Annotated in this window: 27 protein-coding genes and 2 pseudogenes; all 29 read left to right on the top strand. The window is 62.7% G+C overall.

All coding sequences use genetic code 11. The features are described 5' to 3' along the window. Positions 1-98: pseudogene (locus ACKUUH_RS16185) on the top strand (elongation factor Tu); the annotation flags it as partial. Positions 99-161: 63 nt separating this feature from the next. After that, complete coding sequence (gene rpsJ / locus ACKUUH_RS16180; protein ID WP_012111657.1) at positions 162-470, top strand: 30S ribosomal protein S10; 309 nt, start codon at positions 162-164, stop codon at positions 468-470. 34 nt (positions 471-504) lie between these two features. Beyond that, positions 505-1263, top strand: a complete 759-nt coding sequence (gene rplC, locus ACKUUH_RS16175; protein WP_407950924.1) for a 50S ribosomal protein L3 — start codon at positions 505-507, stop codon at positions 1261-1263. Next, complete coding sequence (rplD, locus tag ACKUUH_RS16170) at positions 1263-1883, top strand: 50S ribosomal protein L4 (RefSeq protein ID WP_407950923.1); 621 nt, start codon at positions 1263-1265, stop codon at positions 1881-1883. Before rplC ends, rplD begins: the two co-directional genes overlap by 1 nt. Continuing rightward, positions 1880-2170 carry a 50S ribosomal protein L23 gene (locus tag ACKUUH_RS16165; protein ID WP_407950922.1) on the top strand — a complete coding sequence of 97 codons (291 nt, stop codon included), beginning with the start codon at positions 1880-1882 and terminating at the stop codon, positions 2168-2170. The genes rplD and ACKUUH_RS16165 overlap by 4 nt, the downstream gene beginning before the upstream one ends. Before the next feature lie 54 nt (positions 2171-2224). Continuing rightward, a complete protein-coding gene (rplB, locus tag ACKUUH_RS16160) occupies positions 2225-3064 on the top strand; it encodes a 50S ribosomal protein L2 (protein WP_407950921.1) in 840 nt (279 codons plus the stop codon). An 11-nt stretch (positions 3065-3075) separates the two neighbouring features. Beyond that, the gene (rpsS, locus tag ACKUUH_RS16155) at positions 3076-3354 is read left to right on the top strand and encodes a 30S ribosomal protein S19 (protein ID WP_322314053.1); all 279 of its coding nucleotides are present in this window, start codon (positions 3076-3078) and stop codon (positions 3352-3354) included. A 3-nt stretch (positions 3355-3357) separates the two neighbouring features. Next, positions 3358-3738: a 50S ribosomal protein L22 gene (gene rplV / locus ACKUUH_RS16150; protein ID WP_407950920.1), complete on the top strand. Its 381-nt coding sequence runs from the start codon at positions 3358-3360 to the stop codon at positions 3736-3738. Continuing rightward, complete coding sequence (rpsC, locus tag ACKUUH_RS16145) at positions 3738-4448, top strand: 30S ribosomal protein S3 (RefSeq protein WP_407950919.1); 711 nt, start codon at positions 3738-3740, stop codon at positions 4446-4448. Before rplV ends, rpsC begins: the two co-directional genes overlap by 1 nt. Before the next feature lie 32 nt (positions 4449-4480). Next, positions 4481-4900 (top strand): 50S ribosomal protein L16, encoded by a 420-nt coding sequence (gene rplP, locus ACKUUH_RS16140; RefSeq protein ID WP_407950918.1) that lies wholly within the window; start codon positions 4481-4483, stop codon positions 4898-4900. Between the two features lie 47 nt (positions 4901-4947). Beyond that, on the top strand, positions 4948-5151 hold the full coding sequence (gene rpmC / locus ACKUUH_RS16135) for a 50S ribosomal protein L29 (protein ID WP_407950917.1): 204 nt from the start codon (positions 4948-4950) through the stop codon (positions 5149-5151). Between the two features lie 10 nt (positions 5152-5161). Continuing rightward, complete coding sequence (rpsQ, locus tag ACKUUH_RS16130) at positions 5162-5398, top strand: 30S ribosomal protein S17 (protein WP_322314058.1); 237 nt, start codon at positions 5162-5164, stop codon at positions 5396-5398. A gap of 45 nt (positions 5399-5443) precedes the next feature. Further along, the gene (gene rplN / locus ACKUUH_RS16125; protein ID WP_012111668.1) at positions 5444-5812 is read left to right on the top strand and encodes a 50S ribosomal protein L14; all 369 of its coding nucleotides are present in this window, start codon (positions 5444-5446) and stop codon (positions 5810-5812) included. After that, complete coding sequence (gene rplX / locus ACKUUH_RS16120; protein ID WP_407950916.1) at positions 5812-6129, top strand: 50S ribosomal protein L24; 318 nt, start codon at positions 5812-5814, stop codon at positions 6127-6129. Before rplN ends, rplX begins: the two co-directional genes overlap by 1 nt. Then, complete coding sequence (rplE, locus tag ACKUUH_RS16115) at positions 6122-6679, top strand: 50S ribosomal protein L5 (RefSeq protein WP_407950915.1); 558 nt, start codon at positions 6122-6124, stop codon at positions 6677-6679. Before rplX ends, rplE begins: the two co-directional genes overlap by 8 nt. A 42-nt stretch (positions 6680-6721) precedes the next feature. Then, positions 6722-7027 carry a 30S ribosomal protein S14 gene (gene rpsN, locus ACKUUH_RS16110; RefSeq protein WP_407950914.1) on the top strand — a complete coding sequence of 102 codons (306 nt, stop codon included), beginning with the start codon at positions 6722-6724 and terminating at the stop codon, positions 7025-7027. 11 nt (positions 7028-7038) lie between these two features. After that, entirely contained in the window at positions 7039-7437 is a 399-nt protein-coding gene (rpsH, locus tag ACKUUH_RS16105; protein ID WP_407950913.1) for a 30S ribosomal protein S8, read from the top strand. Positions 7438-7479: 42 nt separating this feature from the next. After that, a complete protein-coding gene (gene rplF, locus ACKUUH_RS16100) occupies positions 7480-8013 on the top strand; it encodes a 50S ribosomal protein L6 (protein ID WP_407950912.1) in 534 nt (177 codons plus the stop codon). A gap of 13 nt (positions 8014-8026) precedes the next feature. Beyond that, positions 8027-8380 carry a 50S ribosomal protein L18 gene (gene rplR, locus ACKUUH_RS16095; protein WP_407950911.1) on the top strand — a complete coding sequence of 118 codons (354 nt, stop codon included), beginning with the start codon at positions 8027-8029 and terminating at the stop codon, positions 8378-8380. Between the two features lie 6 nt (positions 8381-8386). After that, positions 8387-8953 carry a 30S ribosomal protein S5 gene (rpsE, locus tag ACKUUH_RS16090; RefSeq protein ID WP_407950910.1) on the top strand — a complete coding sequence of 189 codons (567 nt, stop codon included), beginning with the start codon at positions 8387-8389 and terminating at the stop codon, positions 8951-8953. Between the two features lie 17 nt (positions 8954-8970). After that, positions 8971-9174 carry a 50S ribosomal protein L30 gene (gene rpmD, locus ACKUUH_RS16085; protein WP_407950909.1) on the top strand — a complete coding sequence of 68 codons (204 nt, stop codon included), beginning with the start codon at positions 8971-8973 and terminating at the stop codon, positions 9172-9174. Positions 9175-9220: 46 nt separating this feature from the next. Further along, positions 9221-9703: a 50S ribosomal protein L15 gene (gene rplO / locus ACKUUH_RS16080; RefSeq protein WP_407950908.1), complete on the top strand. Its 483-nt coding sequence runs from the start codon at positions 9221-9223 to the stop codon at positions 9701-9703. Between the two features lie 41 nt (positions 9704-9744). Continuing rightward, the gene (gene secY, locus ACKUUH_RS16075) at positions 9745-11076 is read left to right on the top strand and encodes a preprotein translocase subunit SecY (RefSeq protein ID WP_407950907.1); all 1332 of its coding nucleotides are present in this window, start codon (positions 9745-9747) and stop codon (positions 11074-11076) included. Next, the gene (locus ACKUUH_RS16070; protein ID WP_407950906.1) at positions 11073-11645 is read left to right on the top strand and encodes an adenylate kinase; all 573 of its coding nucleotides are present in this window, start codon (positions 11073-11075) and stop codon (positions 11643-11645) included. Before secY ends, ACKUUH_RS16070 begins: the two co-directional genes overlap by 4 nt. 196 nt (positions 11646-11841) lie before the next feature. Beyond that, complete coding sequence (gene rpsM, locus ACKUUH_RS16065; RefSeq protein ID WP_293218210.1) at positions 11842-12210, top strand: 30S ribosomal protein S13; 369 nt, start codon at positions 11842-11844, stop codon at positions 12208-12210. 70 nt (positions 12211-12280) lie between these two features. After that, the gene (gene rpsK / locus ACKUUH_RS16060) at positions 12281-12670 is read left to right on the top strand and encodes a 30S ribosomal protein S11 (protein ID WP_293218213.1); all 390 of its coding nucleotides are present in this window, start codon (positions 12281-12283) and stop codon (positions 12668-12670) included. A 97-nt stretch (positions 12671-12767) separates the two neighbouring features. Next, complete coding sequence (locus tag ACKUUH_RS16055; protein WP_293218216.1) at positions 12768-13841, top strand: DNA-directed RNA polymerase subunit alpha; 1074 nt, start codon at positions 12768-12770, stop codon at positions 13839-13841. Between the two features lie 51 nt (positions 13842-13892). Next, positions 13893-14312: a 50S ribosomal protein L17 gene (gene rplQ, locus ACKUUH_RS16050; RefSeq protein ID WP_293218218.1), complete on the top strand. Its 420-nt coding sequence runs from the start codon at positions 13893-13895 to the stop codon at positions 14310-14312. Between the two features lie 244 nt (positions 14313-14556). Beyond that, a pseudogene (locus tag ACKUUH_RS16045) lies at positions 14557-14839 on the top strand (serine protease); the annotation flags it as partial.

The raw sequence follows: 14839 nt of genomic DNA, 5'->3' as shown, positions 1-14839 counted from the left end.
TGATCGCGCCGATCGCGATGGAAGAGAAGCTGCGCTTCGCCATCCGTGAAGGCGGCCGTACCGTCGGCGCCGGCGTCGTCTCAAAGGTGTTGAAGTAATCAGTTACGGGGCGCGGACGAACCGCGCCCCGCTTAATTCGGCCGACAGGCACGAGGACGAAAATGCAAAGGCAGAAAATTCGCATCCGGTTGAAAGGCTTCGATCACCGCGTGCTCGACGTATCGACCCGCGAGATCGTCAACACGGCGAAGCGCACGGGTGCCCAGGTTCTGGGTCCGATCCCGCTGCCGACCCGGCTTGAGAAGTTCACCGTGCTGCGTGGCCCGCATATCGACAAGAAGAGCCGCGAGCAGTTTGAAATTCGGACACACAAGCGTGTGCTCGACATCGTAGACCCCACTCCCCAGACCGTTGACGCGCTGATGAAGCTCGATCTCGCTGCGGGTGTGGATGTCGAGATCAAGCTCTGAGCCTGGTCGTCGATCAAAACGAGGAATGGGACCCATGCGTTCCGGAGTGATTGTCAAAAAGGTCGGTATGACCCGTCTCTTCATGGAAGACGGTCGTCATGTTCCGGTCACGGTGCTGAAGCTCGACAACTGTCAGGTTGTCAGCCAGCGCACGGATGAAAAGAACGGCTACACGGCGGTTCAGCTTGGCACAGGCCGTGCCAAAGCGAAGAACGTGCCGAATGCGCAGCGCGGCCAGTTCGCGCGCGCGTCGGTCGAGCCGAAGCTTGAGCTTGTCGAGTTCCGCGTGAGCCCCGACAACCTGCTCGAGGTGGGCGTCGAGATTACGGCGGACCATTTCGTGGCCGGCCAGTATGTCGATGTCAGCGGAACCTCGATCGGTAAGGGCTTTGCCGGTGTCATGAAGCGCCACAATTTCGGTGGTCTTCGCGCGACGCACGGTGTGTCGGTCAGCCATCGTAGCCACGGCTCGACCGGCCAGAACCAGGATCCGGGCAAGGTCTTCAAAGGCAAGAAGATGGCCGGTCACATGGGTGCCACTCGCGTCACCACGCAGAACCTCGAAGTCGTCCGCACGGACGCCGAGAAGGGTCTCATCATGGTGAAGGGCGCGGTGCCTGGCTCGAAGGGCGGCTGGGTGCTGGTGCGCGACGCCGTGAAGACGGCGCTGCCGGAAGGTGTTCCCGTGCCGGGCGCGTTCCGCCGCAATGGCGAAGTTGCCGCCGCTCCGGCTGTGGAAGCGCCTGCCGAGGCACCCGCTGAAGAAGCCGAAGCTCCGAAGGAAGGTGCGTGATGAAGATCGACGTTCAAACGCTTGAAGCCAAGAAGGCGGGCACCGTCGATCTGACGGACGAAGTCTTCGCGCTCGAGCCGCGCGCCGACATCCTTCACCGGATGGTTGCGTGGCAGCTTGCGAAGCGTCAGGCCGGTACGCACAAGACGAAGGGCCGCTCCGAGATCGCGCTCACGGGCAAGAAGTTCGTGAAGCAGAAGGGCTCCGGCGGCGCCCGTCACGGCGACCGCAAGGCGCCGCAGTTCCGCGGCGGCGGCAAGGCTTTCGGTCCGGTTGTTCGCAGCCATGCGTTCGACCTGCCGAAGAAGGTGCGCGCCTTGGCGCTGCGCCACGCGCTTTCGTCCAAGGCGAAGAGCGACAACCTGATCGTTCTCGATGCGGCGAAGCTCGCCGAACCGAAGACGAAGGCGGCGAAGGATGCGTTTGCGAAGCTCGGCCTCACTTCGGTGCTGGTCATCGACGGTGCGGAGCTCGATCAGAACTTCGCGCTTGCGGCTCGCAACCTTCCCAAGGTCGATGTGCTGCCGGTGCAGGGCATCAACGTGTACGACATTCTGCGGCATGAGAAGCTGGTGCTGACCAAGGCCGCACTTGAAAGCCTGGAGGCTCGCTTCAAATGAACGAGCGTTATTACGACATCATCGTGTCGCCGGTGATCACCGAAAAGGCGACGATGGCTTCGGAAGCGAACCAGGTCATCTTCAAGGTGGCGTCCGATGCGACGAAGCCGCAGGTCAAGGAAGCGGTCGAGAAGCTCTTCGACGTGAAGGTGAAGGCGGTGAACACGCTGAACCGGAAGGGCAAGACCAAGCGGTTCCGTGGTATCGCGGGGCGGCAGAGCGATTTCAAGAAGGCGATCGTCACCCTCGAAGAGGGCCACTCGATCGACGTGACGACTGGACTTTAAGTCCTGGACTTCAAGTGGGGCTGCTGAAGCCTTCAAAGTGAGAAGCCTGGAACGATGGCACTGAAAAAGTACAAACCGACAAGCCCCGCGCAGCGCGGCCTTGTGCTCGTCGACCGCTCGGGCCTTTACAAGGGCAAGCCGGTCAAGAGCCTGACCGAAGGACTGACGAAGTCCGGCGGCCGGAACAATCACGGCCGTATCACGGTCCGGTTCCGTGGCGGCGGTCACAAGCGCAGCTATCGCATGATCGACTTCAAGCGCTCCAAGGCGGATATGCCCGCCACGGTCGAGCGGCTGGAATACGATCCGAACCGCACGGCGTTCATCGCCCTCATCAAGTATGAGGATGGTGAGCTCTCCTACATCCTGGCGCCGCAGCGTCTTGCTGCGGGCGACATGGTGGTCTCGGGCAACCGGGTGGACGTGAAGCCGGGCAACGCGATGCCGCTCTCGAACATTCCGGTCGGTACGATCGTCCACAATGTCGAGATGAAGCCGGGCAAGGGCGGCCAGATCGCCCGTTCGGCGGGCGCCTATGTGCAGCTCGTCGGCCGCGACCAGGGCTACGCGCTCCTCCGTCTCTCGTCGGGCGAACAGCGCATGGTGCCGGGGACGTGCATGGCGACGATCGGCGCCGTGTCGAACCCCGACCACTCGAACATCACCATCGCCAAGGCCGGCCGTAATCGCTGGCTCGGCAAGCGCCCGCACGTTCGCGGCGTCGTGATGAACCCGGTCGACCATCCGCATGGCGGCGGCGAAGGCCGCACCTCGGGCGGCCGCCACCCGGTTACGCCGTGGGGCAAGCCGACCAAGGGCAAGAAGACGCGTCAGAACAAGGCCACGGACAAGTACATCGTTCGTAGCCGTCACCAGAAGAAGAAGAAGGGTTAAGGGAGCTCGATATGTCACGTTCTCTCAAAAAGGGTCCCTTCGTGGATGGCTACCTTCTGAAGAAGGCGGAAGCGTCGCGTTCGTCGGCCCGCAAGGAAGTCATCAAGACGTGGAGCCGTCGCTCCACCATCCTGCCGCAGTTCGTGGGCCTGACGTTCGGCGTCCACAATGGCAAGAAGCATGTTCCGGTGCTCGTGACCGAAGACATGGTGGGCCACAAGCTTGGCGAGTTCTCGCCGACGCGGACCTACTACGGTCACACGGCCGACAAGAAAGCGAAGAAGGGCTAAATCATGGGCAAAGCTGCTACAAAGCGTCGCCTGCCCGATAATGAAGCGCAGGCCGTTGGCCGGATGCTTCGGGTGAGCCCGCAGAAGCTCAATCTCGTCGCGCAGCTCATTCGCGGCAAGAAGGTCGAGACGGCGCTTGCCGACCTCACCTTCTCGCGCAAGCGGATCGCGGGCGATGTGAAGAAGATTCTGCAGAGCGCGATTGCGAATGCGGAAAACAACCACGACCTCGATGTCGACGATCTCGTCGTCTCCGAGGCCTATGTGGGCAAGAACCTGGTCATGAAGCGCTGGCATGCGCGGGCTCGCGGTCGTGTCGGCCGTATCGAAAAGCCGTTCAGCCAGATCACCATCGTCGTGCGGCAAGTCGAGGAGCAAGCCTGATGGGTCACAAGGTCAATCCAATCGGTCTGCGGCTCGGCATCAACCGCACCTGGGACTCGCGCTGGTTCGCGGGCCGTCACGAGTACGGCCAGCTCCTTCACGAGGACATCAAGATCCGCGAGCTGCTTTCCGAGCAGCTGAAGCAGGCCGGCGTGTCCAAGATCGTGATCGAGCGCCCGCACAAGAAGTGCCGCGTGGCGATCCACACGGCGCGTCCGGGCGTGGTCATCGGCAAGAAGGGCGCGGACATCGAAAAGCTGCGTCGCGACATCGGCAAGATCACTTCCTCGGAAGTGCATCTGAACATCGTCGAAGTGCGCAAGCCCGAGATCGACGCGACGCTCGTCGCCGAGAACATCGCGCAGCAGCTTGAGCGCCGCGTGGCGTTCCGCCGGGCGATGAAGAGGGCGGTGCAGTCGGCCATGCGTCTCGGCGCCGGCGGCATCCGCATCAACTGCGCGGGCCGTCTCGGCGGTGCCGAAATCGCGCGCACGGAATGGTATCGCGAAGGCCGGGTGCCGCTGCACACGCTTCGCGCCGATATCGACTATGGCGTGGCGACGGCGAAGACTGCCTACGGCACCTGCGGCGTTAAGGTCTGGATCTACAAGGGCGAGATCCTCGAGCACGATCCGATGGCTTCCGAGCGCCGCGCGCTCGAAGGCGGCGGTGAGGGCGGTGGCCGCCAGCGTCGCGAAGAGCGCGGCTGAGCCTGAAGAATTGAGCGAAGAGAGTTTCGATCATGTTGCAACCGAAGCGCACTAAGTTCCGCAAGGCTCACAAGGGCCGCATCCATGGCAAGGCCAAGGGCGGAATGAATCTCGACTTTGGGGCTTTCGGCCTCAAGGCGCAGGAGCCGGCCCGCATCACGGCCCGGCAGATCGAGGCGGCGCGCCGCGCGATCACCCGTCACATGAAGCGTGCGGGGCGCGTGTGGATCCGGATTTTCCCGGACGTGCCGGTTTCCTCGAAGCCGACCGAAGTCCGCATGGGCAAGGGCAAGGGTGCGCCGGAATATTGGGCGGCGCGCGTGAAGCCGGGCCGCATCATGTTCGAGATCGACGGCGTACCGCATGCGATCGCCGAGGAGGCTCTGCGGCTTGGCGCCGCCAAGCTTCCGATCAAGACGCGGTTTGTGTCGCGTCCCGGCGAGCACGCCTGAGACATCAAGACCCCGCTTCTTTAGCGGACGAATGAAAGGGTAAGGCCATGAAGGCCAGCGAAGTACGAGACATGACGCCGGACCAGCTCCAGGACGAGCTGCTGAAGCTCAAGAAGACGCAATTCAACCTGCGCTTCCAGGGCGCGAGCGGCCAACTCGAGAAGGTTCACCAGATGCGCCAGGTGCGTCGCGACATCGCGCGGATCAAGACGATCCAGCGTCAGCTCGCCACCGAAGCGAACAAGGGCTGAGGATACTGAAATGCCGAAGAGAATCCTTCAGGGTGTCGTGGTCAGCGACAAGAACGAAAAGACGGTGGTCGTGAACGTCGAGCGCCGCTTCAAGGACCCGCTGCTCAAGAAGATCGTGCGCCGGTCCAAGAAGTATCACGCGCATGACGAGAACAAGGTCGCGAAGGTTGGCGATATCGTGAAGATCCGCGAATGCCGGCCGGTCTCGAAACTGAAGAAGTGGGAAGTTTTTACGGACGAGGCCTGATCCCTTTCGGATACAGGAACCGGTTCGAGCAAGGCGGATGAAGTCATGATCCAGCAAGAGACCAACCTGGAGGTAGCCGACAACTCGGGTGCGCGTCGTGTGATGTGCATCAAGGTGCTCGGTGGCTCCAAGCGGAAGTACGCTTCCGTCGGCGACATCATCGTCGTCAGCATCAAGGAAGCGATCCCGCGCGGCAAGGTGAAGAAGGGCGACGTCATGAAGGCGGTCGTCGTTCGCACGGCGAAGGACATCCGTCGCGCCGACGGCAGCGTCATCCGCTTCGACCGCAATGCGGCGGTTCTGATCAACAATCAGGGCGAACCGATCGGCACGCGTATCTTCGGCCCGGTGACCCGCGAACTGCGCGCGAAGAACCACATGAAGATCGTGTCGCTCGCGCCGGAGGTGCTGTGATGGCTGCGAAGATCAAGAAGGGCGACAAGGTCGTCGTCCTGACCGGCAAGGATAAGGGCAAGAAGGGCGACGTTGTTGCCGTCTTCCCGAAAGAGAACAAAGCGCTCGTGCAGGGCGTCAACATGGTGAAGCGCCACGAGAAGCCCTCGCAGACCTCTGCCGGCGGCATCGTGACCCGCGAAGCGAAGGTGCACCTGTCGAATATCGCGATCCAGGATCCGAAGTCCGGCAAGCCGACGCGAGTTGGATTCAAGACGCTGGACGACGGCCGCAAGGTTCGCGTCGCCAAGGCGTCGGGAGAGATGATCGATGGCTGAAGCTCAATACATGCCGCGGCTGAAGGAGCAGTACCTCGCGAAGGTACGCCCGGAACTGACCGAGAAGTTCGGCTACAAGAACCTGCTCGAAGTGCCGCGGATCGACAAGATCGTGATCAACATGGGCGTTGGCGAAGCCGTTGCCGACTCCAAGAAGATCAAGAATGCCTTCGAGGATCTTCAGGCGATTGCCGGCCAGAAGCCGGTCATCACCAAGGCCCGGACCTCGATCGCGACGTTCAAGCTGCGTGAAGGCATGCCGGTCGGCGTGAAGGTCACGCTGCGCCAGGACCGGATGTACGAATTCCTGGACCGCCTGGTCACGATCGCGCTCCCGCGCGTCCGCGACTTCCGCGGGCTCAACGCGAAGAGCTTCGATGGCCGCGGCAACTTTGCCATGGGTCTCAAGGAGCACCTCGTGTTCCCGGAAATCGACTACGACAAGGTCGACCAGGTCTGGGGCATGGACATCATCGTCTGCACGACGGCGAAGACGGACGACGAGGCGCGTGAGCTGCTTCGCCGGTTCAACTTCCCCTTCACGAAGTGATTTTTTCAGCGGTCCGAATGAAGCGGACGCACGGAGGTTTGAATGGCTAAGAAGAGCGCCATTAATCGGGACCAGAAGCGGCGGAAGCTGACGGCGAAGTTTGCCGCCAAGCGTGCCAAGCTCAAGGCCGCGACGAAGGACGAGTCGCTCTCGATGGAAGAACGCTTCCAGGCGCAGCTGAAGCTCGCCGAGCTGCCGCGCAATTCGTCGAAGACCCGTATTCACAATCGCTGCGAGATTACCGGCCGCAGCAAGGCTTATTACCGCAAGCTGCGCATGTCGCGTATCGCTCTTCGGGACCTCGCGTCCCGGGGGCAGATCCCCGGCATGGTGAAGTCGAGCTGGTAGGAGACACGCGAATGACGATGACCGATCCTCTTGGCGATATGATCACGCGTATCCGCAATGCGCAGCTTCGCGGCAAGAGCAAGGTGGTGACGCCTGCTTCGAAGCTCCGCGGCTGGGTGCTGGATGTGCTCGCCGACGAAGGCTTCATCCGCGGCTACACGCGCGTCGAATACACGGGCGGTAAAAGCGATTTCGAGATCGAGCTGAAGTACAATGAAGGCGCACCCGTCATTCAGATGATCGAGCGCGTGTCGACGCCGGGCCGCCGGGTGTATTCGTCCGTAAAGACGATGCCCACGGTTCACAACGGCCTCGGCATTTCGATCCTCTCGACGCCGAAGGGCATCATGTCCGATGCGGCGGCGAAGGAACAGAATGTGGGTGGCGAGGTGCTCTGCCGCGTCTTCTAGGACGTGGCGGCAACGAGATAGTGACGACAGGAAACAGAGACCATGTCGCGAATTGGTAAATACCCCGTCGAAGTCCCCAAAGGGGTGACGGTGACGCTGAACGGCCAGGAAGTGGCCGCGAAGGGTCCGAAGGGCGAGCTCAAGCTCACGCTTGTGGAAGATGTCACGGTGGAGCAGGTCGATGCGGGGCTGAAGATCGCTCCGCGCGAGGATACGCAGCGCGCCCGTGCGATGTGGGGCCTCAGCCGCACGCTGGTGAAGAACCTGGTGGACGGCGTCACGGACGGCTTCACGAAGACGCTGGAAATCAACGGCGTCGGCTATCGTGCGGCGATCCAGGGCAAGAACCTGCAGCTCAACCTCGGCTTTAGCCACGAAGTGCTGTATCCGATCCCGGAAGGCATCGACATCAAGTGCACGAAGCCGACCGAAATCGTGATCACCGGCATCGACAAGCAGAAGGTCGGGCAGGTTGCTGCCGAGATCCGCGGCTATCGCGGCCCCGAGCCCTACAAGGGCAAGGGCGTGAAGTACGCCGGCGAGTATATCTTCCGCAAGGAAGGCAAGAAGAAGTGAGTGGATGCAGGCCATGAACACGAAGACACTTTCCAATCGCCGGGCCCAGCGCAATCGCGCGAAGCTTGCCCGTGCGTCGACGATCCGCCCGCGTCTGTCGGTGTTCCGGTCGTCCAAGCACATCTACGCGCAGGTGATCGACGATGCGCGCGGCGTGACGGTCGCGGCGGCTTCCTCTCTCGAGGAAGCGCTCAAGTCGAAGACCGGCGCCAATGTCGAAGCCGCGGCGGCGGTCGGCAAGCTCCTCGCCGAGCGCGCGAAGGAAGCCGGCATCACCGATGTCGTCTTCGATCGCGGCGGTTACATCTACCATGGGCGTGTGAAAGCGCTCGCCGATGGCGCCCGCGAAGGCGGTCTCAACTTCTAAAGGATTTTGGCTGTGGCACGTAAAGAGAACAGAGACCGGGATCGGGACGAGCGCGATAGCGAATTCGTGGACAAGCTGGTCCACATCAATCGCGTCGCCAAGGTCGTGAAGGGCGGTCGCCGCTTCGGCTTCGCCGCGCTCGTGGTCGTGGGCGATCAGAAGGGCCGCGTCGGCTTCGGTCACGGCAAGGCGCGCGAAGTGCCGGAAGCGATCCGCAAGGCGACGGAAGCCGCCAAGCGCTCGATGGTCCGTGTGCCGCTGCGCGAAGGCCGGACGCTGCATCACGACGTCGACGGCCGCCATGGTGCGGGCCGCGTCGTGCTCCGCGCGGCGCCTCCCGGCACCGGCATCATCGCGGGCGGTCCGATGCGCGCCGTGTTCGAGACGCTCGGCGTCCAGGACGTGGTGGCGAAGTCGCTCGGTTCGTCGAACCCCTACAACATGGTGCGTGCGACGTTCGACGCGCTGAAAAATGAGCAGAGCCCGCGCATGGTCGCGGCGCGCCGCGGCAAGAAAGTCAGCGAAATCGTTGGCCGCCGTTCGGACGCCGCAGCCGAGGCCGGTCTCGAGTAAGGCGAGAGGAACGAACGATGTCAGCGAAGAAGTCCGGCGACAAGACGGTTACCGTGCAGCAGATCGCCAGCCCCCTGCGGCGCGAGCCGTCGCAGCGGCAGACGCTGATCGGCCTGGGCCTCAACAAGATGCGCCGCACGCGCACCTTGGAGGACACTCCCGCCGTACGCGGCATGATCAACAAGGTGGCCCATCTCGTCCGCGTCGTGGACGAGGCCTGAGCAGCACCCATCAATCGACTGAGCATCAGGCTCGCGAGGCATAGTGATGAAACTGAACGAAATCCGGGATAACGAAGGCGCACGCAAGTCGCGCATCCGCGTCGGACGCGGTATCGGCTCCGGCAAGGGCAAGACGGGTGGCCGCGGCGTGAAGGGTCAGAAGTCCCGCACCGGCGTCGCCATCAAAGGCTATGAGGGCGGCCAGATGCCGATCCACATGCGCCTGCCGAAGCGCGGCTTCAAGAACCTGTTCCGCCTCGACTACAACACCGTCAACATCGGTCGCGTGCAGGCTGCGATCGATGCCGGCAAGCTCGACAAGGGCGCCAAGGTCGATGCCGCCGCGCTCATCGCTGCCGGCGTCATCCGCCGCGCGAAGGACGGGGTGCGTCTCCTCGGCCAGGGCGAGCTCAAGGCGAAGCTCGACTTCGTGGTCGCGGGTTGCTCCGCGGGTGCGAAGGAAGCCGTCGAAAAGGCCGGCGGTTCCGTGACGGTGGTCGAGCCCAAGGCGAAAGCTGCGGCCGAGTAAGCGTAGCCACGGGATTTCTCCCGGTGTGCAAGGTGAGATGAATGGCATCAGCAGCTGAACAGCTTGCGGCAAACCTCAACTTCTCTGCCTTTTCCAAGGCGACGGAGCTGAAGAAGCGCATCTGGTTCACCCTGGGTGCGCTCCTCGTTTATCGCCTCGGCACCTATATCCCGCTGCCCGGCATCGATCCGGCGGCGCTGGCGCAGGTCTTCCAGCAGCAGCAGTCGGGCATTCTCGGCGTCTTCGACATGTTCGCGGGCGGCGCCGTCGGGCGCATGGCGATCTTCGCGCTCGCGATCATGCCTTACATCTCGGCCTCGATCATCATTCAGCTGATGACGAGCGTCTCGCCGCATCTCGCGCAGCTCAAGAAGGAAGGCGAGCAGGGCCGCAAGCAGATCAACCAGTACACGCGCTACGGTACGGTGGTCCTTGCCACGCTCCAGGCCTATGGCATCGCGATCGGTCTCGAAGGGGCCGGTAACGTCGTCAACGATCCGGGAATCTTCTTCCGCGCCACCACCGTCATCACGCTGGTCGGCGGCACTGTGTTTCTGATGTGGCTCGGCGAACAGATCACGTCGCGCGGCGTCGGCAACGGCATTTCGCTCATCATCTTCTCGGGCATCGTCGCGGAACTGCCGCGCGCGCTTGCCGGCACGCTGGAGCTTGGCCGTCAGGGCGCGATTTCCACGGCCATCATCCTCTTCCTCGCGGTGATGGTCATTGCGGTCATCATGGGCATCGTCTTCGTGGAGCGCGCGCAGCGCCGTCTCCTCGTGCAGTATCCAAAGCGCCAGGTCGGCAACAAGCTCTATGGCGGCGACAGCTCGCATCTGCCGCTGAAGCTCAACACGGCCGGCGTCATTCCGCCGATTTTCGCCTCGTCGCTTCTGCTTCTGCCGATCACGATCGCGAATTTCACTGCGGGGCAGGGGCCGGACTGGCTGAACACGGTCACGGCGCTGCTCGGCCATGGCCAGCCGCTCTACATGGCGTTCTATGCCGCGGGCATCATCTTCTTTGCCTTCTTCTACACGGCCATCGTCTTCAATCCCGCGGATACGGCCGACAATCTGAAGAAGTATGGCGGCTTCATTCCGGGTATCCGTCCGGGCCAGCGGACCGCCGAATATATCGACTACGTGCTGACCAGGCTGACTGTGCTCGGTGCTCTCTATCTCACCATCGTCTGCCTGCTGCCCGAGATTCTCATCTCGCAATACAGCGTGCCCTTCTATTTCGGCGGCACTTCGCTCCTCATCGTGGTGAGCGTGACGATGGACACGGTGTCGCAGGTGCAGAGCCATCTGCTCGCCCACCAGTATGAAGGGCTCATCAAGAAGTCGAAGCTACGGGGGGCCAAACGGTGAAACTGATCCTTCTCGGACCGCCCGGCGCTGGCAAGGGCACCCAGGCAAAGCGCCTTGAGAACAAGTACGGCTTCGTGCAGCTCTCGACGGGCGACATGCTGCGCGCTGCGGTTGCGGCCGGAACGGAAGTCGGCAAGGTTGCCGAGACCATCATGGCGCGGGGCGAGCTCGTCCCGAACGACGTGGTGGTCGGCATCATCGCCGAACGCATCGAGCAGCCGGATGTGGCCAAGGGCTATATCCTGGACGGTTTCCCCCGGAACGTCGCGCAGGCCGAAGCGCTTGACGAGATGCTGAAGGGCAAGGGCACGGAACTCGATGCCGTGGTCGAACTGAAGGTCGACGACAGCATTCTTCTTGCCCGTATCGAGGGCCGCGCCGCGGAAACCGCCGGCGGTGCCCGCGCGGACGACAATGCAGAGGCGCTTGCCAAGCGTCTCACGGTCTATCACGAGCAGACGGCGCCCCTGATCGCCTATTACAAGGGCAAGGGCAAGCTCAAGACCGTGGATGGCATGAAAGACATGGATGAGGTAACCCGCCAGATCGAGGCGGCCCTCGGGCTTTGAAAAGGAAAGGGCAGTTCGCTTAGCCGGTTGACTGGGAAGTAGTAAATTCTATAATCCCGGCCTTCGCGGCGGTACTTTCAGAGAATTGTCCGGTTCTGGGCCGAAAATTGGCGGATTTCCGCGGTTTTCGGATGGTCCCAGCCGGGATTTTCGTACAGGTGCCGTTCAAGCGATTCCCGAAGTTTAGGAGAGACACGTGGCTCGTATCGCTGGCGTCAATATCCCGACCAACAAGCGGGTGCTCATCGCGCTGACCTATATCCACGGCATTGGCGACGCCAAGGCCAAGGAAATCTGTGCTGCGGTCGGCATTCCGGCCGAACGGCGCGTCAATGAGCTGACCGACGCCGAGGTCATCCAGATCCGCGAGACGATCGACCGCGATTATCTCGTGGAAGGCGATCTGCGCCGTGAAGTGGCGATGAACATCAAGCGGCTGATGGATCTCGGCTGCTATCGCGGTCTGCGCCACCGCAAGGGTCTCCCCGTTCGTGGCCAGCGTACCCACACCAATGCGCGCACGCGCAAGGGCCCGGCCAAGGCGATCGCAGGCAAGAAGAAGTAACGCCCTACAGGACATTGAGAGCCGGGGCGCTGGTTTCGCGTTTCCCGCGTGACACGAAGGTTGAATACGGATGGCGAAGGAAAAGGTGCGCGTAAAGCGCAAGGAACGTAAGAATATCTCGTCGGGCGTCGCCCACGTGAATTCCACGTTCAACAACACGATGATCACGATCACGGACGCGCAGGGCAATGCGATCTCGTGGTCGTCGGCCGGCATGATGGGCTTCAAGGGCAGCCGCAAGTCGACGCCCTTCGCCGCGCAGATGGCGGCTGAAGATGCGGGCAAGAAGGCCATGGAACACGGTATGCGCACCCTCGAAGTCGAGGTTTGCGGTCCGGGTTCGGGCCGCGAGTCGGCGCTTCGCGCGCTGCAGTCGGTGGGCTTCACCGTCACGACCATCCGCGACGTGACGCCGATCCCGCACAATGGTTGCCGCCCGCCCAAGCGGCGCCGCGTCTAACGACCGGTATCTGGTTTGCGCGCCTTCGGGCGCGCTGCCACGTCCCACGCTCGCACGATTGAATGGTGGAGCGGACGTTAAAGAGATCAGGTGGCGGATGTCTCCCGCCCGGAGCGCGCAAGCGCTCCGCAAACGACGGCACGAGGTTATCGACGTGATCCAGAAGAACTGGGAAGAGCTTATCAAACCGAACAAGCTCGAAATCAATCCGGGCCATGATGCGCAGCGTTTCGCGACGGTCGTCGCCGAGCCGCTCGAGCGCGGCTTCGGCCTCACCCTCGGCAACGCGCTTCGCCGCGTGCTGATGTCCTCGCTTCAGGGCGCGGCCGTTACCGCCGTTCAGATCGACGGCGTGCTGCATGAGTTCTCCTCCATCGCGGGCGTCCGCGAGGATGTGACGGACATCATCCTGAACATCAAGAACCTGGCGCTGCGTCTGCACGCCGAAGGCCCGAAGCGCATGTCGCTCTCGAAGAAGGGCCCGGGCGTCGTCACCGCCGGCGACATCACCGCCGGTGCAGACATCGAAGTGCTGAACCCCGATCTCGTGATCTGCACCCTCGACGAGGGCGCCGAGATCCGCATGGAGTTCACCGTCGCGCTCGGCAAGGGCTATGTCGCGTCCGACCGCAACCGCCCCGAAGACGCGCCGATCGGTCTTATCCCGATCGACAGCCTCTACGGCCCGGTGAAGCGCGTCTCCTACAAGGTCGAGAACACCCGCGAGGGGCAGGTGCTCGACTATGACAAGCTCACGCTGCAGATCGAGACGAACGGCGCCGTCACGCCGGAAGATGCCGTGGCCTATGCCGCGCGCATCCTGCAGGACCAGCTCCAGACCTTCGTGAACTTCGAAGAGCCGGAGCAGAAGCATGTCGAGGAAGCGCGTCCGGAACTCGAGTTCAACGCCGCGCTGCTCAAGAAGGTCGACGAGCTGGAGCTTTCCGTCCGTTCGGCCAACTGCCTGAAGAACGACAACATCGTCTATATCGGCGACCTCATCCAGAAGACGGAGAGCGAAATGCTCCGCACTCCGAACTTCGGCCGCAAGTCGCTGAACGAGATCAAGGAAGTCCTCGCTCAGATGGGCCTCCATCTCGGTATGGAAGTCCCGAACTGGCCGCCGGAGAATATCGAAGAGCTGGCGAAGCGGTACGAAGACCAGTATTAAGTGATCAACGCCGCGTCCTGACGACGCCGCACCTAATGAGGAGAAGGGCCCATGCGCCACGCAAAAGCAGGCCGCAAGCTCAACCGGACCGCAAGCCATCGCAAGGCCATGCTCGCCAACATGGCGGTTGCGCTCATCAAGCATGAGCAGATCGTCACGACGCTGCCGAAGGCGAAGGAACTGCGTCCCTATGTCGAGAAGCTCGTCACGCTGGGCAAGCGCGGCGACCTGCATGCGCGCCGTCAGGCCTATGCGGCGCTTCCGGACAAGGTCTGGGCGGCGAAGCTCTTCGACGTGCTGGGCCCGCGCTATCAGGAGCGCCAGGGTGGTTACATCCGCGTGCTCAAGGCCGGCTTCCGTCACGGCGACAGCGCGCCGATGGCCGTGATCGAGTTCGTCGATCGCGACGAGAGCGCGAAGGGTCAGGACTCCGGTCCGGTCTTGTCCGACGAGGAGATGGAAGACGCCTGATCGGGCGCGCTTTCCAAAAGTTCAGGGCGGCATCTTCGGATGCCGCCTTTTTCTTGTGCGCTTCATGACAACCCGGTAACGGTCCGGCGGCCAATTCAGCCTTGTCAGGCCGCGCCGCGCCCCGCAAAATTTACCCGCGGCAAATCTGTATCTGGGCTTTAGGGGCCGAATGCCCGTCCTTTCCGGGGCGAGCGCAATGGTGGTGGAAATGTTGTCGGAGTCTTCCTGGACGGGCGCTTTCGCGATGACGCTCGCGGCGGTTCTTCTCGGTTCGGTGCTTGCTCTTTTTCCCTGGGCCGCGCGGGCGGATACCGGGAAGAGAGTGCCGTCGAGCCGCGGCGAGGTCGAGCTCTCCTATGCGCCTGTGGTGAAGCGCGTCGCGCCCGCCGTCGTCAATGTCTATACGAAGCGGGTCGTGAAGGAGCAGGCGCGGTCGCCCTTCTTCAACGACCCCTTCTTCCAGCAGTTTTTCGGCAATCGCTTCAGCTTCGGCGTGCCGCGCGAGCGCGTGCAACAGTCGCTCGGCT

The sequence above is a fragment of the Parvibaculum sp. genome (assembly GCF_045863935.1).
Taxonomy (GTDB): domain Bacteria; phylum Pseudomonadota; class Alphaproteobacteria; order Parvibaculales; family Parvibaculaceae; genus Parvibaculum.
The sequence above is the reverse complement of the archived record's forward strand: the minus strand, read 5'-3'. Positions and strand labels throughout refer to the sequence as shown.